General features: G+C 38.5%; 18 protein-coding genes and 1 other RNA gene. 14 read left to right on the forward strand and 5 right to left on the reverse strand.

Annotated elements, in window-relative coordinates; genetic code table 11:
• The first annotated feature begins 2 nt into the window (after positions 1–2).
• The 11 genes from hemN to JG738_RS01985 all read left to right on the forward strand — a co-directional run bounded on the left by hemN (position 3) and on the right by JG738_RS01985 (position 13,996).
• A complete protein-coding gene (hemN, locus tag JG738_RS01940; RefSeq protein WP_201338059.1) occupies positions 3–1,370 on the forward strand; it encodes an oxygen-independent coproporphyrinogen III oxidase in 1,368 nt (455 codons plus the stop codon).
• Positions 1,367–3,562 (forward strand): PD-(D/E)XK nuclease family protein, encoded by a 2,196-nt coding sequence (locus JG738_RS01945; protein ID WP_201338060.1) that lies wholly within the window; start codon positions 1,367–1,369, stop codon positions 3,560–3,562. Before hemN ends, JG738_RS01945 begins: the two co-directional genes overlap by 4 nt.
• Positions 3,559–6,138 carry a RecB-like helicase gene (locus tag JG738_RS01950; RefSeq protein WP_201338061.1) on the forward strand — a complete coding sequence of 860 codons (2,580 nt, stop codon included), beginning with the start codon at positions 3,559–3,561 and terminating at the stop codon, positions 6,136–6,138. The genes JG738_RS01945 and JG738_RS01950 overlap by 4 nt, the downstream gene beginning before the upstream one ends.
• Positions 6,113–7,414, forward strand: coding sequence for a (Fe-S)-binding protein (locus JG738_RS01955; RefSeq protein WP_370583658.1), 1,302 nt, complete (start codon positions 6,113–6,115; stop codon positions 7,412–7,414). Before JG738_RS01950 ends, JG738_RS01955 begins: the two co-directional genes overlap by 26 nt.
• A gap of 49 nt (positions 7,415–7,463) precedes the next feature.
• The gene (locus JG738_RS01960) at positions 7,464–8,213 is read left to right on the forward strand and encodes a carbonic anhydrase (RefSeq protein ID WP_201338063.1); all 750 of its coding nucleotides are present in this window, start codon (positions 7,464–7,466) and stop codon (positions 8,211–8,213) included.
• 69 nt (positions 8,214–8,282) lie between these two features.
• On the forward strand, positions 8,283–9,755 hold the full coding sequence (locus JG738_RS10570) for a methyl-accepting chemotaxis protein (RefSeq protein WP_305080200.1): 1,473 nt from the start codon (positions 8,283–8,285) through the stop codon (positions 9,753–9,755).
• Between the two features lie 44 nt (positions 9,756–9,799).
• Positions 9,800–10,630, forward strand: coding sequence for a prolipoprotein diacylglyceryl transferase (gene lgt, locus JG738_RS01970; protein WP_201338065.1), 831 nt, complete (start codon positions 9,800–9,802; stop codon positions 10,628–10,630).
• Complete coding sequence (locus tag JG738_RS01975; RefSeq protein WP_201338066.1) at positions 10,605–11,207, forward strand: UPF0323 family lipoprotein; 603 nt, start codon at positions 10,605–10,607, stop codon at positions 11,205–11,207. The genes lgt and JG738_RS01975 overlap by 26 nt, the downstream gene beginning before the upstream one ends.
• 4 nt (positions 11,208–11,211) lie before the next feature.
• The gene (locus tag JG738_RS10470) at positions 11,212–11,340 is read left to right on the forward strand and encodes a hypothetical protein (protein ID WP_255536058.1); all 129 of its coding nucleotides are present in this window, start codon (positions 11,212–11,214) and stop codon (positions 11,338–11,340) included.
• Positions 11,318–12,496 (forward strand): glutathionylspermidine synthase family protein, encoded by a 1,179-nt coding sequence (locus JG738_RS01980; protein ID WP_370583671.1) that lies wholly within the window; start codon positions 11,318–11,320, stop codon positions 12,494–12,496. Before JG738_RS10470 ends, JG738_RS01980 begins: the two co-directional genes overlap by 23 nt.
• Before the next feature lie 126 nt (positions 12,497–12,622).
• A complete protein-coding gene (locus JG738_RS01985; RefSeq protein WP_201338068.1) occupies positions 12,623–13,996 on the forward strand; it encodes a hypothetical protein in 1,374 nt (457 codons plus the stop codon).
• Positions 13,997–13,998: 2 nt separating this feature from the next.
• Here the strand turns inward: JG738_RS01985 and JG738_RS01990 are convergent, their stop codons facing one another.
• From JG738_RS01990 to panB, 3 genes are read right to left on the reverse strand one after another with little or no spacing between them, the layout of a single operon-like run.
• Positions 13,999–15,036 (reverse strand): AI-2E family transporter, encoded by a 1,038-nt coding sequence (locus JG738_RS01990; protein WP_201338069.1) that lies wholly within the window; start codon positions 15,034–15,036, stop codon positions 13,999–14,001.
• A gap of 9 nt (positions 15,037–15,045) precedes the next feature.
• Positions 15,046–16,053: a Holliday junction branch migration DNA helicase RuvB gene (gene ruvB / locus JG738_RS01995; RefSeq protein WP_236583181.1), complete on the reverse strand. Its 1,008-nt coding sequence runs from the start codon at positions 16,051–16,053 to the stop codon at positions 15,046–15,048.
• Positions 16,053–16,832, reverse strand: a complete 780-nt coding sequence (gene panB / locus JG738_RS02000) for a 3-methyl-2-oxobutanoate hydroxymethyltransferase (RefSeq protein ID WP_201338070.1) — start codon at positions 16,830–16,832, stop codon at positions 16,053–16,055. The genes ruvB and panB overlap by 1 nt, the downstream gene beginning before the upstream one ends.
• 74 nt (positions 16,833–16,906) lie before the next feature.
• Here panB and trpA point away from each other — a divergent pair, with 74 nt between their 5' ends.
• The 3 genes from trpA to JG738_RS02015 all read left to right on the forward strand — a co-directional run bounded on the left by trpA (position 16,907) and on the right by JG738_RS02015 (position 20,396).
• Positions 16,907–17,647, forward strand: a complete 741-nt coding sequence (gene trpA, locus JG738_RS02005; RefSeq protein WP_201338071.1) for a tryptophan synthase subunit alpha — start codon at positions 16,907–16,909, stop codon at positions 17,645–17,647.
• Positions 17,648–17,666: 19 nt separating this feature from the next.
• Positions 17,667–18,040, forward strand: a transfer-messenger RNA (tmRNA) gene (ssrA, locus tag JG738_RS02010).
• Between the two features lie 244 nt (positions 18,041–18,284).
• Positions 18,285–20,396: a serpin family protein gene (locus tag JG738_RS02015; RefSeq protein WP_201338072.1), complete on the forward strand. Its 2,112-nt coding sequence runs from the start codon at positions 18,285–18,287 to the stop codon at positions 20,394–20,396.
• On the opposite strand, the gene JG738_RS02020 is transcribed toward JG738_RS02015, so the two are convergent.
• Together JG738_RS02020 and JG738_RS02025 are read right to left on the reverse strand one after the other, a co-directional pair.
• Positions 20,393–22,741, reverse strand: a complete 2,349-nt coding sequence (locus JG738_RS02020; RefSeq protein ID WP_201338073.1) for an ATP-binding protein — start codon at positions 22,739–22,741, stop codon at positions 20,393–20,395. The two genes, JG738_RS02015 and JG738_RS02020, sit on opposite strands and share 4 nt — an antisense overlap.
• Complete coding sequence (locus tag JG738_RS02025) at positions 22,741–23,082, reverse strand: DUF2853 family protein (RefSeq protein WP_201338074.1); 342 nt, start codon at positions 23,080–23,082, stop codon at positions 22,741–22,743. Before JG738_RS02025 ends, JG738_RS02020 begins: the two co-directional genes overlap by 1 nt.
• Between the last annotated feature and the right edge of the window lie 13 nt (positions 23,083–23,095).

Here is a 23,095-nt window from a genome sequence, read left to right on the forward strand (position 1 = left end):
TAATGATAGATTTTGAGAAATTCGTCAAATACTCTCGTCCAGGTCCCCGCTATACAAGCTATCCCACTGCTGTGGAGTTTAGTGAAGATTTTACTTATGAAGAGTATATACAAAGCCTAGAAAATCAAGACTCACAAAAACCTCTTTCACTCTATTTTCACCTGCCATTTTGCCGCAGTGCTTGCTACTTTTGTGGTTGCAATGTGGTGTTTACATCAAAAGAGGAGAAAAAAGATCGCTATATAGAGTATCTCAAAAAAGAGCTACAAATATTGCAGCGTCATCTCGATACATCAAGAGAGGTTATTCAGCTCCATTTTGGAGGGGGAACGCCTACCTTTTTTTCACCACAGCAACTCCAAATCATTATCGAAGAGATAAAAAAGGTATTCCCTCGCTGGAGCAAAGAGGCTGAGGTAAGCTGCGAAATAGATCCGAGATTCCTCAGCGAAGAGCATATGCGAACCCTTGCAGAAGGGGGATTTAATAGAGTCAGCTTTGGTGTGCAAGATTTTAATGAAAAAGTACAGCAAGCAGTACATAGAATGCAAAGTTTTGAGGTAACAAAAAACGCAGTAGATCTTGCTCGAAAATATGGTATGCAAAGCGTCAATATCGATCTCATCTATGGGCTTCCTTATCAAACTCTTGAGAGTTTCAAAGAGACACTTGCAAAGACTTTGCAACTTGATCCCGATAGACTTGCGGTTTTTAACTATGCACATGTACCCTGGCTCAAAAAGACAATGCGCAAAATTGATGAGACCACACTCCCAACTCCTGAAGTAAAGCTTGCCATCCTCAAATATACAATCGACTTTTTTACAACGCATGGGTATAAGATGATTGGGATGGATCACTTTGCAAAACCTGAAGATGAGCTCTTTCAAGCAATTGAAAAAGGAGAGCTTCATCGAAACTTCCAAGGTTACACCACAAAAGGGGGAGCAGATTTAATAGGAATAGGGCTTACTAGTATTGGTGAGGGTGAAGACTACTATGCACAAAATTATAAAGAGATGCAGCTCTATGAAGAAGCGGTTGATAGTGGAAAGCTTCCTTACCATAGAGGGGTGAAACTCACATTTGATGATAGAGTACGCAAAGCTGTTATTATGGAGCTCATGGCAAACTTCAAGCTTGATATTCCTCGCATAGAAAAAGAGTTTAATATCGATTTTCAAGAGTACTTTGCTGATGCTTTGCAAGAGCTTAAAGAGTTTGAAGAGCAAGAGCTTGTAAAAGTGAGTGACAAAGCAATTGAAGTAAGTCCAACGGGAACGCTACTCATACGCAATATCGTTATGCCTTTTGATGCTTATATGAAAAAGCATGGCGAAGGCAAGAAGGTTTTTAGCAAGACAGTATGAAACTTCTCGTCTTTACTACCCAAAGGGAGCTGCGTCAATATGCTGCTAAGCATCCGCAGCGCCTTTTGCCAAAGCTGCTGACAATCGGTGATTTCCTTGATAGAGCGATACTGAGTGAGTATGTATTTGTTCAAGAGGAGCTACGCAGTTACTATTTTTACCAGGCATGTAAGGATGTTGAATTAGAAAAACTGGGTATTGAGAAGAGTTTTGAGAAGTTTTTGCATGAAGGGGATCTGCTTTACGCTTTTTTAAAAGAGATGTTTTTAGAAAGAGTTGATTTTGATTCGCTTCAAAGCAGTGATACCTATGCAGAATATAGTGAGCATCTTGAGATCCTCCAAGAGATCCGCAGTAACTATAAAAATATTTTGCACTCACAGGGGCTAACAGATATTATTGTGCTTGATGAATACCGGATAAATAATGATTATTTCAATGAGTTTGAAGAGATAGAGATACATCTTAGTGGCTATCTCACCCGTTTTGATAGAGAGGTTTTAGCAAAAATTACAACTCCTTGGCGTATTGAGTTCTTGGTAAGTCCATTTAATCTTCCTTTGGCTAAAAAGATGTTTGCTATTCAAAAGCCAGGAAGATACACTATTACAAAAGAGAGTGTAATACACTCTTCGAAAGAGCTTCCAAAGTTAGCAAAGATCGAATACTCTGCATTTAGTGAGCGCATTGAGCAGTGTAACTATGTTTTTGCAAAGATTGAAGAGTTTGTACGCAGTGGTATCAAGCCAGAAAATATTGTTGTCATTTTACCACAGGCTGATTTTAAGGAGTTTTTAGAGAGTTTTGATAGATTGAAAAACCTCAATTTCAGTATGGGAGAGAGCTTCATCTACTCTCCACTCTATCGAAAGCTTGAAGCACTCTATCGATATATCTATCTTTATGAAGAGGAGTATGGTGCAAAACTTACGGATGAAGATATTGAGGAGTTTAAAAAGATAAGCTCCTGGAGCGAACTGCAAAGCTATCTTTTTGCAAAAGCTAGTGATAAAGAGAAACGAATCATTGAAGAGGATCTCTTCCGTTTTGATAGATTTATGCAAAAGATCGATATCTCTTTGGAGTTTGTTGTAAAGCTGCTGCTCCAAAGACTACAAACTTTGAGCTTTGATGATATACGAGGGGGAAAAGTTACTGTTATGGAGGTATTGGAGAGCAGAGGAACGCAGTTTGATGGAGTAATTATCGTTGATTTCAATGAAGAGTTTGTCCCGCAAATTTCCCAAGAGGATCTTTTTCTCAACACAGCTACACGAAAACATGCCAAACTGCCTACAACTGCAGAGAAAAAGTCGTTGCAAAAGCACTACTACTATAGATTGCTTATGGGTGCAAAGAGAGCTGCGGTAAGTTTTGTCAAAAGTGATGTGAGTGATGCAAGCAGATTTTTATGGGAGCTGCCTTTTATAAAAGAGGAAGAGCCTCCTTTGCGCTTTGCACATGTGCTTTACCGCCAAACAAGACAGCCCTCAGTATTTGAAATAGTAGAGGATTTTGCACCACCAACCAAGCTCTCTCCCACAATGCTAGAAATTCTTTTAAAATGTCCCTTGCGCTACTATCTTCACTATCATAAAAATATAAAAGCTCCACAAGTGGGGTATCGAGGCATATCTATTCACAGTGCAATAGAAGAAGCTATCAAACGATCTCCAAAAAATGCAGAGGAGTATTTTGCATTCATTTGGCAAGAGCTTGTACGAGGAGTCTCGCAGTACGAGAGATATAGGCTCACTACCGAGTGGTATAAACCTCTCCAAAAATTTGCCCAAGAGGATTTTATTCACTTGCAAGGTGAAGTGGAGACAGAGGTGCAAAAAAGTAGAGTATTGGAGGGCGTAGAGCTTTTTGCTAGAGCAGATCGGGTTGTAAAAAAGGATGATGGAGTCTATATATTTGATTATAAAACAAACAAAACCTCAAACTATCTCAATGATTACAATAAAGATGCTGCAAAGCTTCAAGCGGAGTTTTATGCCTATATTTGGCAAACAGAGAGAGTCTACTTTTGGGATCTGCGCAATACGAAACTTCAACGCTTTGATACTGCGCACAGCGAAGAGAAACTCAAAAATGCTCTTGAAAAGATCTGCACCCAAACAGTAAAGAGCCAAGAGAGAGATGTATGCCGCTACTGTCCCTATAAATTTGGCTGCAAGGGTGAAGTATGAGAGAGTTATTGGCACTAAAAGCTAGTGCAGGAACAGGGAAGACCTATGCCTTGGCTTTGCGCTATCTCGCACGGCTTTTTCAGGGATCTTCACCCTATGATGTGCTAGCAATTACATTTACTAATAAAGCAGCCAACGAGATGCGAGAGCGTGTGGCAGAGTTTTTAAAAAACATGGATGAAGAGCTTCTTTGTAATCTCTCCAAAGTAGCTGGCATTACGCAAGAGGAGCTACTAAAAAGAAGAGAAAAAGTTTTGCAAAAGTTTATGCATGAAGATCTTTTGATCATGACGATTGATGCTTTTGTGCAAAAGATTTTACGCAAATTTGCCTACTATGGAGGAGTTGCGACCAATTTTGAAATAACAGAAAAGATTGATCTTTTTGAAGAGTTTATTGAATCGATGGATGAGAATGAATTAAAAGAGTTCATCTCTTTTACTCTATGGTATGGCGGTAAACTGGAGCAGTTTTTTTCATTACTTTATGAAAAAGATAAAGAGTTACCATTACAAGCTCCTAAGCCTTTGCAGGACAATACACAAAAAGTACTGCAGCTTTACCACAAAATAGCTGCGCATGTGCAAGAGTTTGGAAGTGATGCAAAAAAGAGGCTTTTTAAGCAGGTAGAGAGTATCGATGAATTTGTAAAAACCTCTAACGGTATTCGTTCGTGGCTCAAAGAAGATAGTTGCAAGATTCCAGGAGTAAAAAAGTGTGAAGAGATTGAAACAGTTTTTCAAGATCTCAAAAGGGAGCTCAGAGACTATTTTGCCTATAAAGAGTCTCAATTCCTCGCGCAACTCTTTCATTTTTATTGGCGTTTTCGCGTTATGCGCTTATCATTTATCAAAAAAGAGAACATCCTCTCTTTTACCGATATTAAGCATATTACTTATGATCTTTTGCAGCATTCATTGCAAAAAGATTTTCTCTATTTTCGTCTTGATAGCCGTTTAGCACATATTATGATTGATGAATTTCAAGATACTTCTGTGGAGGATTGGGAAATATTTGAACCTCTTGTAGATGAGATAGCTGCGGGAGAGGGAGCTAAAGATTTTCGCAGTTTTTTCTATGTGGGAGATACGAAACAGTCTATTTATGGATTTCGTGGTGGGATGCCAGAGCTTTTTGATTATGTAGCGCAGCGCTACAGTATGGATATAGAAGAGCTTGATGTCAATTATCGCTCAAAAAAAGAGATTGTAGCCTATGTAAATGAGGAGTTCGGACTTCATCAAAAATGGAAAAAAGATGGTGGCTATGTAGAGGTGTGTGAAAGTGAAGATATACTCCAAGCACTCAAAGAAAAACTTCAGATGCTTTTTGATGCAGGAGTTGCGAGTAAAGATATTGCCATCTTGGTGCCTACAAATAAGGATATTTTAAAAGTAGCAGATTTTATAGAAGAAACCTTTGGGATACGTCCTCTTACAAGCACATCGAAACTCATTATTCACCAACCATTTGCAAGAGCGGTTATTGAAGCTATCAAGTACCTTGCTAATAATGAAAACACTCTTGCTCACTTTCATTTTTGCGCAGTAGCTGGAGTGAGTGATATTGAGCAGATGGAGCTTGATAAGCCAGTACATCTTATTCGCAAAATCTGTGATCGCTACGGGTTATGGGATGCATCGACTGTAGCATTGATGCAAGAGGCTTTGGTGTATAAAGATATTGAAGAGTTTTTGCTTGGTATTGAAGACTCAACCACACAGATGCCAAATAGCAGTAGTGGGATGGAGGTTTTGACAATCCATAAATCAAAAGGGCTCGATTTTGCCCACACTATTGTGCTTGATGTCATAGGTATAGATAGACCAAGAAGCGAGAGTGTTATATTTGAGTATGATGGGGTGAAGTTGCAAGGACTGCGGTTACGCCAACAAGGAAGAGAGTATTTTGATGAGGAGTATGCAAAAGTTTTAGAAAAGGTGCAAGAAAAAGAGAAAGCAGAGCTGCGCAATGTGGCCTATGTTGCGCTTACGCGGGCAGTCAATTCACTCATTGTACTAAAAAAACCAAAAAGCAGACGTTTTGGATTTTTGCATACTACTAAAAGAGGTACAATCGAGGTAGCATCATCTTCGCAAGACCCTTTAGAAGTAGAGCCTTTTGCATATCCACTCCAGTTTTTTGGCAAGCAGGAGTTTTTAGAAGAGCAAGAGTATAAGCCAAACGACTATGAAGCAATATACAAAGGAGAGGCTTATCATAAAAGTTTTGAGATCGGGTGTGACTATGTCAAGAGTAGGTATGCACTTTTTCATGAGCTAGATGATTTGGAAAAGCGAGTAAAAGAAGCAAGAGAGAAGATTGAAAAATTGTTTAAAGGAGATTTTTACAAAGAGATCCCCTTTGTGCATGGAGAGAGGCTTGGTATAATTGATCTCTTGATTGAAGATGAAGATAGCTTTATTATTATCGATTATAAAAGCACTAAACCAGCAGATGAGAGCGCCTATATAAAGCAGGTTACATTTTATAAAGATGCGGTAGCTGCGATTACTAGTAAAAAGGTGCAAGGATTTCTCTACTATATCGATGAAAATATTCTCAAAAAGGTATAAAGTGTTTGAGTTTACTAAAGTAAGTCAGGATTGTATCAAGTGCGGAAAGTGTATTCCTACGTGTACCATCCACCAAGTAAATCCAGATGAAGTAACAAGTCCCAGGGGCTTTATTGAGCTTTTGGGCGATTATGAAAAAGGGCAGCTAGAGCTTGATAAGACCGCAAAAGATATCTTTGAGAGCTGCTTTTTGTGTACAAACTGTGTCGATGTATGCCCTAACTCTTTGCCAACAGATATGGTAATAGAAGAGGTGCGCGCTGATATCGCTAAAAAATATGGAATTGCATGGTATAAAAGAGCCTTTTTTTGGCTATTGCGCCACCGCACGATGATGGATATTTTTAGTAAACTTGGATTTGTCTTTAAAAGCTGTGCTTTAGCTCCTGATCCAAAAGGACGGGGGCTTTTGGCGAAATTTAATCTTCCGATGCTTAAAAAAGGGCGCTTATTGCCTTCAATGAAGAGTGTGAGTTTTCTTAATAAGTATCCAGAGCATCTCAATGAAGGGGAGAAGAAAAAAGTAGCAATATTCATTGGGTGCTTAGCAAACTATAACTATACTGAAATTGGAGATAGCCTTGTTGATATTCTCAAAGCTTTAGATTATGAGATCTTTATCCCCAAAAAGCAGCTTTGCTGTGGTGCTCCAGCATATTTTACTGGAGATTTTGATACAGTACGGTATCTTACAAAAAACAATATTGAGTATTTTGAGAGTTTTATAGATGAAGTGGAAGCAATAATAGTTCCAGAAGCTACTTGTAGTGCAATGATCAAACACGATTGGGAGGTTTACTTTCGCAATAGAGGTGAAGAGGAGTGGGCTAAGAGGGCAGCAAAACTTAATGAAAAAATCTTTCTTGCTACGCAATGGCTCTATGAGCAAACGCCACTTTTGCAAATTTTACAAGAGCGTGGGAAGAAGCTGCCAACAAGTGTGACATATCACGATCCATGCCATGCGCGCAAAGTGCAAGGTATCTGGAAGGAACCAAGAGCACTTTTGGCACAAAACTTTACTATCAAAGAGATGGAAGATCCTAACCGCTGCTGCGGCTTTGGAGGTGTGACTATACAGTCTGAGAAGTATCACTTAGCCGAGGCTGCAGGAAAGCCAAAAGCTGTTATGATAGAGCAAAGTGGAGCAGATGTTGTAGCTGCAGAGTGTAGTGCCTGTCGCGTACAACTAAGTAATGCATTAGTACAAGCTAGAAGTGATGTGATTTTTAAAAATCCAATTGAGCTCATAGCCGAAGCTTTAAAAGAGGATTAAATTACAACTATATATAATTATTGCTGTAAAAAACAAAAAGGAAGTGATAATGAAAAAAGTGTTTGTCATAGCAGGAATTTTAACGGGACTGCTCTTTGCAGGAGTAAGTGGTGAAGGGCATCATGCAGAACATAAGCATTGGGGATATAGTGGAAGCGAAGGACCAAAGCACTGGGGTGAAATAGATCCCAAATTTCGTATGTGTAAATTTGGTGTTAATCAATCACCAGTAGATATGACAAGATTTATTGAAGCTAAGCTTCCAAAGCTTCAAATTATCTATGCAGGCATTAGCCAAAATGTAGTGAACAATGGGCATACTATAAAAGTGACAACACAAGGGAAAAATGAAGTAGTGGTAGATGGAATACCTTTTGTACTTTTGCAGTACCATTTCCATACTCCAAGTGAAAATATGATAAATGGAAAGCATTTTCCAATGGAGGCGCATTTTGTACACAAAAGTAAAGAGGGGGAGTATCTTGTTATTGCTTTGATGTTTAAAGAAGGGGAGAAAAATAGAGCTTTAGAAAAAGTCTTAACTTATCTTGATCCAAAAGTAGGACATAAGCAGCCGCTTAAAGAGATGTTCAATCCTGGTGATTTTTTTCCAAAAAAGCTTGATTACTACCGCTATGATGGATCTTTTACTACCCCTCCATGTACAGAAGGTGTACGCTGGATAGTACTCAAAAATTCAGTTGAAGCATCAAAAGAGCAGATTGCGAAAATGCACAAAATCATGGGAAGCAATAATCGTCCTACGCAGCCACTTCATGCTAGAGTCATTCTCAAATAGTTTTCATAATTTATCTTAAATTTTTGTCCAACCTTTTCGATAATGGTAAAAAACGAAAAAGGTTGGACAATGAAACAGATATCCTCATTACAGAAGATCCAATATGCAAATATAATATCTATTGTTCTGTTTTCTATTTCGTTGGGTTTTGAAGTTTACAAAAATGGATTTAATGCCATTTTTGCACTCAATATTGTCAATTTTATCTGTGCAATTATCATATTTTTAAGTGTGATGAATATTCGTAAATCCCTCGATACCATATCCTTGGTTTTACAAAAAGCCAAAGGAGGGATATTCAAATATGATGTGAGCATCAATGATACAGGAACACTCAAAAATATGTTTGAAAATCTTATGGGATTTATGCATCAGGTGGAAGGCTTCTTGACAGATGTTAATGGTGTATTGAAAAGCTTAGAGCAGAAGCATTTTACGAAACTTGATGAAAAAAAATATCAAGGAATATTCAAAAGTATTGCTAAATCAATTAATACCTCTGTAGATAATATGATGGTAAAAGAGAAATTTGTCGAAAAGGAGAAGCTCAATTCCAAAGTTGGGCAGCTTGGAGGAGGAGTTGCTGGAGGTTTAGCGATTATTAAACAAGATCTTTTGGGGTCAATCGATAAGGTGAAAGATATTGTGGAAAACAGTAACGAGATATCAAGTAATTCAAAAGAGGTTTCATATGCACTTGATGAGATTGTAACAAAGCTTAACAATCTCATTGATATGGTAAAAGAGTCACATACTGTTATAGAAAAGCTCAATCAAAAGACGGAAAATGTTAATAATATTATTAAACTCATTGATGATATTGCAGATCAGACCAATCTCCTTGCACTCAATGCTGCTATAGAAGCAGCCCGCGCTGGAGAAATGGGTAAAGGTTTTACGGTCGTTGCTGAAGAGGTACGCAAATTAGCAGAAAAGACCCAGCAATCTACTGATGAGGTGCGAGGTGTACTTAGTGAGTTGCAAGTAGAGAGTCAAAATAGTATGAATAATTCTGCAAAAATGGAGCGTATTGCTAATGAGTCTGCTGTTGTGCTTGGAAAATTTCGTACATCCATTGATGAGTTTACCGAAAATGCTCTCAAAACAACCACGCTGGCGAATTTAATACAAAATATCCTGACAATTACGAAGTTCAAGCTAGATCACATCATTTATAAAAATAAAGTAGTATATCGCAACTTCTTTAGTGCACAAATTGAGACTCCATATACAGATGAGCATCATTGCGATTTTGGTAAATGGTATTATGGTGAGGGTAAAAAACTCTATGGTATTTTAGACGTCTATAAACAGATAGAAAAACCGCATAAGACTATTCATGACTACTCAAAACGTATTATAGATCTTGTGCAAAAACCAGATTTTGAAGAGTATCTTATTGAGCATCAAGATCAGATTTATAAAGAGTTTCAAGAGCTTGAAACTACTTCAGAGACACTTTTCAAACTGCTCGATAAATTGTTGGAGAGTTATGAGCAAAGAGTGATGAGCGAAGAAGAGATACAGCAAGCTGCTGCCTAAATATTTTTCGCTATAATTCCTTGAATTTTCATTCAAGGTAGTAGATGGAGTTTTGGCAGCATATTTACGAGCACTTCGATCCTGTAGCATTTCATATTTTTGGTTTTCCTGTTCATTGGTACGGGATCATGTATGTGCTTGCACTCCTCACAGCACTTTTCTTTGCTGAGTGGCTTGTAAAGCATGATCGTCTCTCTTTTTCCAAAAAAGGGCTTGATATCTATTTTATCTGGGTTGAAGTGGGAGTGATTTTAGGTGCAAGACTTGGCTTTATTCTCTTTTACGATCCTCATACATCGTACTACCTTACACATCCCTGGCAAATTTTCAATCCATTTCTCAACGGTCATTTTGTAGGAATTAGAGGATTTAGCTACCATGGGGCAATAATAGGGTTTTTACTAGGAACATATTTCTATGCAAAAAAGTATCACAAAAACTTTTGGCAACTTCTTGACTTGGCTGCAGTTTCTGTTCCTGTAGGATATATTTTTGGCAGAATTGGCAACTTTTTAAACCAAGAGCTTGTAGGACGTGCAACTGATGTGCCTTGGGGTATCTATATAGGAGATGTTTTGCGGCACCCTTCACAGCTCTATGAAGCGTTTTTTGAAGGTTTTGTACTTTTTGTTATTCTTTTTTGGTATAGAAAATATAAACACTTCGATGGAGAGCTGATAGCGCTGTATGGATTTTTCTATGGACTCTTTCGATTTTTAATAGAGTTTTTCAGGGAGCCCGATATGCAGCTTGGATTTATCTGTTGTGGCTGGATGACAATGGGACAACTGCTGTGCCTTGCGATGATGGGTGCAGCCATAATTCTTTATATCTATTTGAGGAGGAGAGGTGAAGTTACTCAAACAAGTTTCTAGTTATGCTATGGTGGGAGGATTGGGTGCTCTGCTGGTTTTGGGACTTACGGGGTGTGAAGAGAAGCAGCAGCATAAAGAGACTAACGCTTTTAGCGAAGCTGCAAAGAAGCAGGGGGCTTTTGTTGTTATTGAAGAGACAGCTCCTGGGCAATACAAGATAGCTGAAGAGTATCCAAGCAGTACAACGCGAGTGATATTGCGTGAACTCAATGGCAAAGAGCGAATCTTAAGTAAAGAGGAGCTTGATAAGCTCATTGCTGCTGAAGCAAAAAAAATTGAAGCAAACCAAAGTCCTCTTGTTAATCCAGAGATTCATAGTGGGATGAGCTTAGGAGAGGTGATATTGGCAAGTGCTGCAGGAGCTATTATTGGAAGCTGGCTTGGAAACAAACTTTTTAACAATCCCACTTATCAGCAAAGAAGACATCAGACTTTTAAAAATCCAAGTGCCTACCAAAGAAGCGTGAAAAGTTTTCAAAAGGCGCAGACACCTAAAAAGAGTTCTAATGTAAAAAGTGGCTTTTTTAAAAAGTCTGCTCCATCTACAAAACGATCATTTTTTGGATTTGGAGGTTAAGAAGATGAATGATACACATATGATAGGTCTTTATGCTACATTTCTTTTCATGATCATTCTTGCTCTTATGCCCTATGTTGTTATTAAATATATGAAAAAGCGTGGTAGAGATAGTGAAGTTAAAAAAGATTAAGCCTCTTGATAAAGGGTATCTAGAAAGCATTGGTTTTGTCTGGCATACTGATAGTGACGGGAGTGATTATGTAGCTGATGAGGTGCTTGTAATCACCGAGGAAGAGGCAAAGCAGTATGCCGATGCGGCAAATGAGCTTTATGATATGTTTGTTGAAGCTGGGGAATATGTAATAAAAAACAATCTTTTTTTTGAGCTTGGTATTCCTTTTAATCTCGTTGATATTATTAAACAGAGCTGGGAAGAAGATGCTCACTGGCATCTGTATGGAAGGTTTGATTTTGCAGGTGGTATAGATGGTAAACCTATTAAGCTCCTTGAATTTAACGCAGATACACCGACATCTTTGTTTGAGACTGCAATCTTGCAATGGGCAATGCTTAAATATAACCAACTTGAAGAAGCAAAGCAGTTTAATTTTATCTATGAGGCTTTGCGTGACAATTTTAAACGACTTGTAACACTGCAAGAGGATGTAGGCCAGTTTGAAGAGCTCTATCAGGGTTGGAAGATTCTTTTTAGCTCTATTCGAGGAAGTTTAGAGGATGAAAACACTACAAGACTTCTTGAAGTTATTGCAGCTGAAGCAGGATTTGCTACGTACTTTTGCTATGCAGATGAGGTCGGCTTTTCAGAGGATGGGATTTTTTGTCAAGACAACAGGTATGAATATTGGTTTAAGCTTATTCCTTGGGAAAATATCGCTATTGAAGAGCCAGAATTAGCGCTTCTCCTTACACAAATCCTCAAGCACCACAAAGCAATCATTCTTAATCCTGCCTATACGCTTCTTTTTCAAAGCAAAGGAATGCTTAAAATCCTTTGGGATCTCTTTCCCAATCACCCTTTACTGCTTGAGACATCTTTTGAGCCTTTACAAGATCGTTCCTATGTAGAGAAAAAATGTTTTGGAAGAGAGGGAGCAAACACTACAATTTATGATGCCAATGGAAATATAGTGGCCAAACGAGATGGAGAGTATGAAAGCTTCCCACCTATCTATCAAGAGTATGTAGAACTTCCTGAAGATAAGCTTGGAAGAAAGTATCAGGCAGGTGTATTTTTTGCTTATGAAGCTTGTGGTTTGGGCTTTCGAAGAGGTGGTAAAATTATCGATAATATGAGTAAATTTGTAGCTCATATGGTAGAAAATTGATGCATATTATAATTTGATAATTCTTCCATAATTAATAAGTTTGATAAAAATTTATAAAATTATAAGCTTTATAAATTTACAATTAATTTATATATTATATATTAATTGGTTATGAAAGGAAATGATATGAGTAGATGGCTAATTGTAGGATTACTGTTTGTTGCTCAAATAGTCATGGCTGGTAGCTGGGCAAACTTTTATGGGAAAAAAGGTGTAAGCGAATATGCTGCATTCATCTATCCTCGTAACAACGGTGAAATTTTGATAGGGCATGAAAATGTCATATTGAATGTGGATGCACATGGCCAAATACTCCTGCAAAAAAGACTGCGTGTGGAAAATCATGATTTGGACGTTAGAAGCATAGTGGAAGATAGTGATGGAAATTTTGTTTTGGGGGGTAAAAGAGGAGGTTATCTTGTGCTTGTAAAATATGATTCAAATGGAAACGAGATATGGAAAACAGGTTATCAGAGTGGAGATACATATCCTAACAAAATTATTCAAGATAGCGATGGTAATTATGTAGTAGTAGGTGGGACACAGGATGGAGCTACAGAGTTATTGGTATTGAAGGTAGACAAAGATGGAAATAAGTTGTGGTCTAAAAGGGAACAGTATCAACGTTATGTCACTGTTGGAACAGACATAGTGGAAAGTGACAATGGAGAATATGTGGTATGTGGGTATTATGAAGATAATCAAGGTAAATACAAAGGTATGATAGTTCGTTTTACAAAAGATGGCAACATAGATAAAAAATTCTTCATAGATTTTGGAAACGATTGTGATGTATTTTGCAGAGCGATAACGAAACTCCATGACGGTTCTTTAGCGATAGTTGGATCGGTATCTGTTAATTGTATAGATGATATATTTTTCTTGAAACTTCAAGGGGATTCACTGCAAATAGCAAATGCAAAGATTTATGGCAAAGATAATAGTGATAGTGGATTAGCGATATTTGCGGCAGACGATTATATTCTCATTGGTGGGACAACGAACGAATATTGTAATGGTTGTGATGATGATCAAATCTGGTTGGCAAAACTCTCCAGCGATGGCTCTATCCTATCACAAAAATATGTTTTTATCGAAAAGGGTTCACATCTCACTGGGATAGGGCAAGGTAGCAATGGTGAAATCATCGTTGGAGGTGGAGGATACAACGAAACAGATAATGATATTTTATTGATGAAACTCACCAGCGATTTGGAGATAGATGATCCAAATTGTGATATCATCCGCGATATCGATCTCACTGAGCGAATAGAAAATCCAACTTTGAATAATGTTGATTTCAATGAATATACTACATTGCCTCAAATTACCATTGGAAAAATTGAGCTTTTCAACAGTGACGATGAGGTTTTTCACATTTGTAAAGAGACGATTGCCCCCCGTGTAACAGTGCCCTTGAGTCCTTTTAGTAAATTAATTTTGATAGTTGGTATACTCTTTTTTGTGATGAAATTTTTTAAAGAAGAGCAAAAAGTATAGGCTCAATCTTTTTTGGCAAGTTTTGGATAGAGGTTAAGTACACTTATCATAAGTGTAATAACTGCAGGTCCTATAATCATGCCCCAAAAGCCATAGCTAGAGAGCCCTGCAATAATTGAGAAGAATATAAGAAGCTCATTGACGCGTGTGTGCTCCTCTTCACTCATGATATCATCAATATATTTGATAATGATAGGTTTTATAAATGTATCTGCAATGATAGATATAACTATGATGGAGTAGAGTGCCAACACTATAGCTCCAGAGGTATTGCCACTAAAATAGAGATCTATACTCACAGGTAGCCACATCAGCATCCCACCAACTACCGGTATCAAAGATGAAAACCCATAGAGGATCCCAAAAAGAAGACCATTGTATCCATAAATATAGGCAATAATTCCAAAAAGTGCTCCTTCAAAAATAGCAGTAGCAATGATTGAATTGAATACGACCCCCATTACGCCCGTAAGGTTTTCAAAGATGGTAATGCTGTCTTCAGAACGCAATGGGATAATGCGTTGAAAATATTGGAGCAGATCTTTTCCATAGAGATTTGCAAAAAAGTAAAAAATCAGTATCAAAAGCGTATCTTTTATAAAATTTGCACTTTTTGCTCCCAAAAATGTAGCAGTAGAGATGAGCCAATTGATAATTTTATTGACATCAAGTTGTGCTGTATACTCATGCATATTAATAGAGGAGAGCCAGTTTTGGGAGGCAATAGTTGACTCTATCATTTTTTTCATTTCTGCAACTGTTTGTTTGAGGTGAGTAAAGTCGATTTGTGCTACAAAAGTAGCAGCATTTGTAATGATGTAGATAAGTGGTGCAAAAAAGAGCACACCAAGTATTATAGTGCTTAAAAGTGCTGGTAAGATTCTCCCTGGAAATTTTAACAGCAAATAGCGATGTATTTTGTACGTAGCGAGCGCAAGAAGAGTGGCTATGGTAATATTGCCAATAAAGGGTGAGAAGACTTTAAAAAGATAGTAGCCTATGACAACAATTAAAATTCCAAGAAAATGGATAGGTTTCATATATTCCACCTAAAAAAGTGTTGATTGGATATTTGGTGAGAGCTTAAGTAGCTCATAGGTTTTGAGAGTTGCTACTCTTCCTCTTGCAGTACGCTCGATAAAACCATTGGCTAGCAAAAATGGTTCAATCACATCTTCAATAGTGCCTTCATCTTCGCTCAAAGCTGCTGCAATAGTACTAAGACCCAAAGGTTTGCCTTTTGCTTCTGCAAGCAGCTTAAGAAGGCGCAGATCCAATTCATCAAATCCACGCTCATCTACTCCCAAAGCTTCCAGTGCTTCAAGTGTACGGTTATGGAGGATTTTCTCTTCATCGGCTACATCTGCAAAATCTCTTACACGTTTGAGGAGGCGCAGGGCTATTCGAGGGGTACCCCGGCTACGTTTTGCTATCTCAACTGCAGCATGCTCTTCGATACTTTTGCCAAGTTTTTTTGCAGCATTATCAATGATACGAGAGAGCTCTTCGGGAGTATAAAACTCTAAGCGAAAATGCATCCCAAAACGATCGCGCAAAGGAGAGCTAAGCATTCCTGCACGTGTTGTTGCACCTATGAGAGTAAAACGAGGTAGATCGATTTTGATAGTCTGTGCTGCAGGTCCACTTCCAATAATAATGTCGAGTCTAAAATCTTCCATAGCTGGATAGAGGATCTCTTCAATTGCTGGCGAGAGTCTATGAATTTCATCAATAAAGAGGATATCTCCCTCTTCAAGATTGGTAAGGATTGCTGCCAAGTCACCACTCTTTTCAATCATTGGGGCAGCTGTGATTTTAATATTGCTTTGCATCTGGCTTGCTATGATATTAGCAAGTGTGGTTTTACCGAGTCCAGGCGGACCAAAAAAGAGGATATGATCGAGGCTTTCACCTCTTTTCTTTGCTGCTTCAATAAAAACTTTGAGATTTTTTTTGATCTTTTCTTGACCAATATATTCATTCCACGTAGCGGGTCGCAGTCTGTTTTCAAAGCTTGATTCTTCACTAAATTTTTCTACTTCTATTATACGTTCCATCAGTAGCTATAATCCTTTGTAGGAAACCTACCGTTTTTGACCTCTTGCGCATACGCCGCTACAGCCTCTTTGACAAGTTTTGCCCCATCGAGGTAGCGCTTGACAAATTTTGGCTTGAAATCTTCAAAAAATCCTAACATATCACTCCATACAAGTACTTGTCCATCTACATCTTTTCCAGCTCCTATACCAATGACAGGAACTTCTACACTCGCAGTGATATCTTTGGCAATGTCAGCTTTAACGCCCTCTAAAATAATGGCAAATACTCCTGCATCTTCGAGTGCTTTTGCATCTTCTATGAGTTTATCTTTATTGTTTGCTACTTTGTATCCGCCTGCTCCTCGCACATGCTGTGGCAAGAGACCGATATGTCCCATAACTGCAATACCATTTTTGGTAAGATGGGAGATGATATGGCACTTTTCTTTACCGCCTTCAAGTTTTACTGCATCTGCACAGCTCTCTTGATAGACTCTTATAGCATTTTTGAGCGCATCTTTTTTGTTCGTATAGCTGCCATAAGGCATATCAAATACAATAAAACTTTCAAGCGCGCCTGCACATACAGCATTAGTATGGTAAAGCATCTGCTCCATTGAAGCAGAGAGGGTATCTGGTTTGGCAGCGAAAGTCATATTGAGACTATCGCCTACTAAGATCATATCTACTAGAGGTGAAAAAAGCTTTGCAAAAAGAGCATCGTATGCAGTAATCATGACGAGTTTTTCACTATTTTTAGCGGCTTTGATAGTATCAATTGTGTGCTTTTTTGCCATATCCTCCCCTTTATAAACTAAGTTCATTTTATCAAAAAAAGTGTATAATTACAATCAAAAAGCAAAGGATTGCAGTGAAGAGACTCGTAGGCTACATAACAAGTGGATATCCCGATAAGAATTTTACTATCGATCTCATTTTGGCCATGAAAGAAAAAGGGCTTGATAGTGTGGAACTGGGTATTCCTTTTAGCGACCCTGTCGCCGATGGTCCTGTGATCGAAGAGGCAAATATGAGGGCATTGCAAAAGGGGTTTAAATTTGCTGATGTACTTGATATTACACGCGCTGTAGCCGACGAGGTGGATACATTGTGGATGGGCTATTTCAATCCTTTTTACCATAGAGGTGTGCAAAAGAGTATAGATGAAGCAAAAGAGTTGGGAACAAGTGGTTTTATTATTCCAGATCTTCCTTATGAAGAGGCGATTGCATATAAACCACTCTTTGATGAAAAGGGTATTGCACTTATTGACTTTGTTGCACCAACAGATACGAAAGAGCGTATTGAACTTATCTGCAAAGATGCGAGGAAATTTATCTATCTTGTTGCATATGCTGGGATAACTGGCGCGCAAAAGAGTGAAGATCTCTCTCAAATAATTGCATGGATCCGAGAGACTACCAAAACTCCAGTTTATATAGGGTTTGGCGTGAATGAAAAGACAGCAAAAGAGAAAGCAAAAGATGTAGATGGGGTTATTGTTGGAAGTGCTTTTGTAAAAATTTTACTAGATGAAGCCTTGACAAACAGCCAAAAAATTGCTAAAATAGCCGAGCTTTCAGGAAAGATTAAGGAATTAATCAACTCCTAGGCTGGTTGCCCCATAGTATGGGGGTGACATGGCTTCGACGGGAGCAGTCGGTCATAGGCTGCGTGCCGGCTTGAGGAACGCCGTAAAAACTCCTCAAAAAAATAGACGCAAACAATACAGATTACAGACCGGCTTACGCAGTAGCAGCGTAAGTTAAGAAACTTACGGTCCCTCGCACCTATCCCTGCCCTCTGGGATAGGATTTTGCGGGGTCACCCACTAGAGGGCTTGGATAAGCGGTTGCCTAGCCGCTTATCGACACTTTGAGGCTGGACTACTGCAGGTTTCGGGCGCTGAGCCTGTAATAGTCGAGATCAATCAGCGCTGCTACGCACGTAGAGGCTTATGGTCGGTTGTTTCCGGACTCGGGTTCGATTCCCGACACCTCCACCAGAATGTATCGAATCTACACATACTATCCAAATCTCCCTTCATTAACATACTTTTAACAAAATTTTTGCTATTATTTACTTCAAGGAAGTGTAACTCTTTTGAGTCGCTACTTCTGTAATGGTGCTGCAGATTTTGGTGTTGGGTTGCTTCCCAATGCCAAATCTCACTATTTGTCTCTCTTATAACTCTCCACTAACAGTTATATAGTTATAATCTTGTATACCCTACCAAAGAAGGATCTTCCATGAGACATTTATGGTTACTGTTTGTGCTGGTTTTTTCGCTTTTTGCTGAATTTCATCCTTCAAGTTTACAAGATAGAAGTTTTAATCTTTCTGGGAAATTCAAATATTTTGCTTTTTATCCAGAAACTTCTCAAAATAGTGCCTATAACTGGGTTTATGAGACACCCAGAGGAAACTGCTATAGATTGCATGGTGTAACGCCAAGCCAAACTAATGTTTTTGGCTGGAAAAAGATAAATCTCTCTTGCGATACCCCATCAGTGTGGTTTTTTTACTATACTGGAGATCTAGATAATGATGGGGATACGCGGTTTGATTTTATAATGATATCTGCAAATCCACAAAATAGAAGAGTCTATAAGTTGCTGCCGGTAGAGCCAGGAGAGTTTTTTCGCTATGAAGATTTAGGATTTTTTAATTACACGCTTTTGTCTAATTCAATATATTTCTCTCAAGGCTTTATAAAATACCTAGAGTTAAAACGCAATCACGAATATAGAAATCTTCCAAAGTTTCAGGTATTTACTCACTACCAAGAGGCAAAAGATGCAGGGTTTGATTATCCTATCGATTTTACAAGTTACAAGCTGCTTTTGTATAAAATAGTGCAAATAAGCGGTTCAAATCGCATTATTTTTGAGGATCCACAATTTTTTGGTGGTGTGATAAAGATCCCAGTAAAAATTATACAACCCGAGATTGGCACTGCCGACATGGCATACTACATAGCTGCTTTTGCAGTGAGTAAAGATACACAAAAAGTGGTCTTTGATTATGGCAACAGAGAAGATGTAGCTTTGATGCAGCAAATAACTTCTTGTGATGATGAACCGCAAGCACCAGTATGTGGACTTAAACAGATTGAATGCATTACAGCACCTTGTGAACCGCTACAACAGACATATCCCAACTACTGTGCACTCAAAGCAGATTCACAAGCTCGTTTTTTGCATAGTGGATCATGTGAAAATATCAAAGAGACAAACAGAACAAAACTTGCAACATCTATCTATCAATTTGGCATGCATCTAACACAAAAGCTTTACGATGGGCAAAATCTTTTTATCTCTCCCTTTAGTATTATAGGGGTGTTGGATATGCTCTATTATGGAGTTCGTGATGAGAGTCGCATGCAAATAAGAAAAGCTTTAGGCTATCCATCAAATCTTGCCATTGGCGCTTCGTATGAAAAGCTGCAAAAGCAGTTGCAGGTTCGTGATGCTACATTGGCTATTGCAAATGCTGCATGGGTAGAGCAAAAATTTCATCTTTATAAAAGTTATCGCTATTTGATAGAGGATCTCTTTGATACTTCCATCTATAGTGCAAACTTTTTAGAAAAAAGCGAAGAGATACGCCAAGAGATAAACCAGTGGGTGGAAGAGAATACGCATGAGAAGATCAAAGACCTCTTACCGCAAGGCTCAGTACAACAAGATACAAGAATGGTGCTTGTTAATGCCCTTTATTTCTATGGCAAATGGCAAAAGGAGTTCAATAAAACAAAAACAGCAAAGGAGCCTTTTTATGTGGCTCCTGGTGAAAGCATTCAGGTTAATATGATGAATATGAAGGGTGATTTTAATGTTAGTGAAATGGATGGATTTCGTGCGCTAGAGTTGCCCTATAAAAATGCAGAGCTGAGCATGTGGCTCTTTTTACCACATGAAGATTTTAATATCCAAGGTCTTTTAGATAATCTTGCAAATACATCTTTACAGCAGATTAATAGTACAAAAAGAGAGATGTTTGATGTACTGTTTAAAATGCCAAAATTTAAACTCACTTGGGGGACAAAAAATATTGTTGAAGAGTTGCAAGCATTGGGTATTGTAGATATTTTTGATCCTGTACGTGCTGACCTCTCTTTGCTTGGCAAGCCTATCAATCCAAATGCAAATCTTTTTGTAAGCGGCATCTTTCACAAAACTTTCATTGAAGTAACAGAAGAGGGAAGTGAAGCCGCAGCAGCCACAGCCGCTACTATAGTAGAGACCTCAGCGCAGATTCCACCTGTTTATACTTTCTATTGCGACAGCCCTTTTGTCTTTATGATAGTGCACAATAAAACCCTTACACCTCTTTTTATGGGTGTAGTGAGCAGGCCTTAGGCCTGTTTCCATATAAGCTGCAGATTAATTCTGATTTCGCTCTTGCGTGGTTTGATGTAGAACTCTTTGAGTGAATAGTTTTGCAGCGTATATTTTTCTTCAAGCTTATCTAATTCTTTTTCAAGTTCTTCTTGAAGCGTTCCTATCTCCTCTTCTAGATCTTTTATACGCTCTTCTACTATCTTTATGTCATCATACTCACTGTATGCCCGTTTTGCTTTAGAGAGTGTTGAGCCAGCTTTAGAGATGGTTGAGCTTTTTACTCTTTTGCGCCCAAAGAGAGAATCAAGCAGTGTCATACCAAGGGATATGATAGTATCTGTTGTTTTATTTTTTGCCTCCTCTTTCTCTTTTTGCAGCTTTTCATAGAGGCGATCAAGCTTTTGATGGAGGCGTTTGAGTTTACTATCGTAGCGTTTTTGGATCTTTTCTCTCTCTTGTTCTTGTAAATCGCGTAAAAGTGCTCTTGCTCTTGTTTGGAAATCTTCAAGGGATTCATTCAGATGCGATTCGATACCGAGTTTGGGTATTTTGTAAAGAGTAAGGCGTTTTTTGAGATAGAGCTCATCGCGCAATCTTTTTTTAAGAGCTGTCCACCCATTTTTTCGTAAAAGATCAGATGGAAGATCAGCATACATGGCATTTGATGGTGCCTGCATGCTCAACTCTTTTGCATTACATGGCTCTGCATCTGCAAGACTGATATTTTCTGCCTCAAACTCATAGCAAAGCTCTTGCGTTATATCGATACCTCTTGGAGCATTGTAGTAGTGGAGTGTTGCTTGTGTACGTATAAAGGGTAAAAAGTTAAAAGATGCTACACCTGGATTATAGATCTCAAAGAGTTGTGTAACTCCTTGAGGTACCAAGGGTTTGGGAGACGACAGAGAAGGGGTATGAGTGATTTTTTGTTTTTGCTGTTGCGTGGTTCTGTCTGTTTGCTTTTTTTTAGGAGCCATTAGTTTTGCTACGTCCTCTTTGCTCAGTGGCCCTTTGAGGTAGCTGAGCACCCATCTAGTTTTAAATATCTCAAGATTTTCTTTGTGAATACTGCGTAGCAAAAACGTACGTTTTGGGAGATTGACTAAAATATTTTCAATTGTGCGTTTATCAAGAGCTTTGGGCCTGTTTTTTAAAAGTCCATCAATGACGCGGGCAATATCCTGTTTTGTTTGCAATCTTCCCAAAAACCATGTACCGATATTTGCCAAACCCTTATAGTCGATATCTACTGGGTTTTGAGTAGAGAGAACTGCTCCTATACCAAAAGCACGTGCCTGTTTGAGAAGAAGCAGCATCGGCTCTTTTGATGGAGGATTGGCGTTTGGTGGAAAGTAGCCAAAAATCTCATCCATATAGAGAAGCGCTCGAAGAACAGATGTTCCACTTTGCGTACGCATCCAGGATATGAGTTTATTGAGCAAGAAAGTGACAAAAAACATACGCTCATTATCATTTAAGTGCGCAATGTACATAATGCTAAGCCGCGGTTTTCCCTCATTAGTGTAGAGGAGTTTTGCAATATCAAGGGGCTCACCAACTATCCAGTTGCTAAAGGAGGGGCTACAGATGAGGTTGTTGAGATCCAAAGCAAGTTGTGTGCGCTCCCGTACTGGATAAAATCCCTCGAGAGGTAAGACTCCTATCTTTTTAAAAGGAGGATTGATGATATTGGCGATAAGCTCTTCAAGAGTTATGCTTTTGCCTTTTTTCCAGTAAAAATCGAGAATATTGCATAGAAGTATAAATTCATTTGAAGCTTTTTCTTGATTTTTGCCAAGGAGTGCGAGGAGTGAGCTGGCACTTGATGAGAGGAGATAGCTATAGCTATCAATATCATCACGTATCTCTTTGCTTGGTGCATCAAAAGAGGAGAGAATTGAGAGTTGTACACCTGCGTTACTGCCTGGCGTATATATTGTAAAGTCAGCAGCGTTTTTCAATCGCTTTATGCGCGATATGTCTTGGTAAAAGCTCTCTATCCCCTCTTTCCACATTGAAGAAATTTTTGCAGCATATTCTTCAATGCCTAAGCCCTGCTTTTGTGCCTCAAGTGGGTCTACCCATGGCGCAAACTCTTCAGCAGAGAGGTTTTCAAAAGTTAAGAGCAGATTGCCCATATCACCTTTTGGATCTATTATGAGAGCCGGGATCTTATCGATAGCAGCCTCTTCAAGCAAACCGATACCAAGGCCGGTTTTGCCGCTGCCTGTCATTCCGATGATAGCGGCATGGGTAGTTAAGTCTTTGCTTTTTATTAGCTCTAATAGTCCTGTCTCTTCCCCTTTTTGATCTACTTGCTTACCAAGGTAAAAAAGACTTAGTTTTTCAAAAAGCTCTTGCATTAGATATAGAGGGACTCTTTATTAAATTTTTTAACAAGAAAATAGTAAAAAAGTGCACGATACTTATTGCGATTAGAGCTTCCCATCTTTTTGCAAACCTCTTTGATGGCTTTATCAAGCTCTTCATCGTTTTTATCAAGACCTAGTTTCATTTTTAGAAAATTTTTGCGTACCCGTTCAAGCTCACTCTCACTTGAGCAAGAGACTGTTTCAGAATCTTTTTTATAGATTGAAGGGCCAAGACTTCTTGTGATCTTTTCAAGAAGCTCTTCATCAAAATTTGGCTCAATCTCTTTCATCTTCTCTTTATAAAGAGCTATCTTTTCTTCAAGCTTATTCATCTGCGCTCCTTTC

The sequence above is a fragment of the Nitratiruptor sp. YY08-26 genome (genome assembly GCF_016593215.1).
GTDB lineage: Bacteria > Campylobacterota > Campylobacteria > Campylobacterales > Nitratiruptoraceae > Nitratiruptor > Nitratiruptor tergarcus.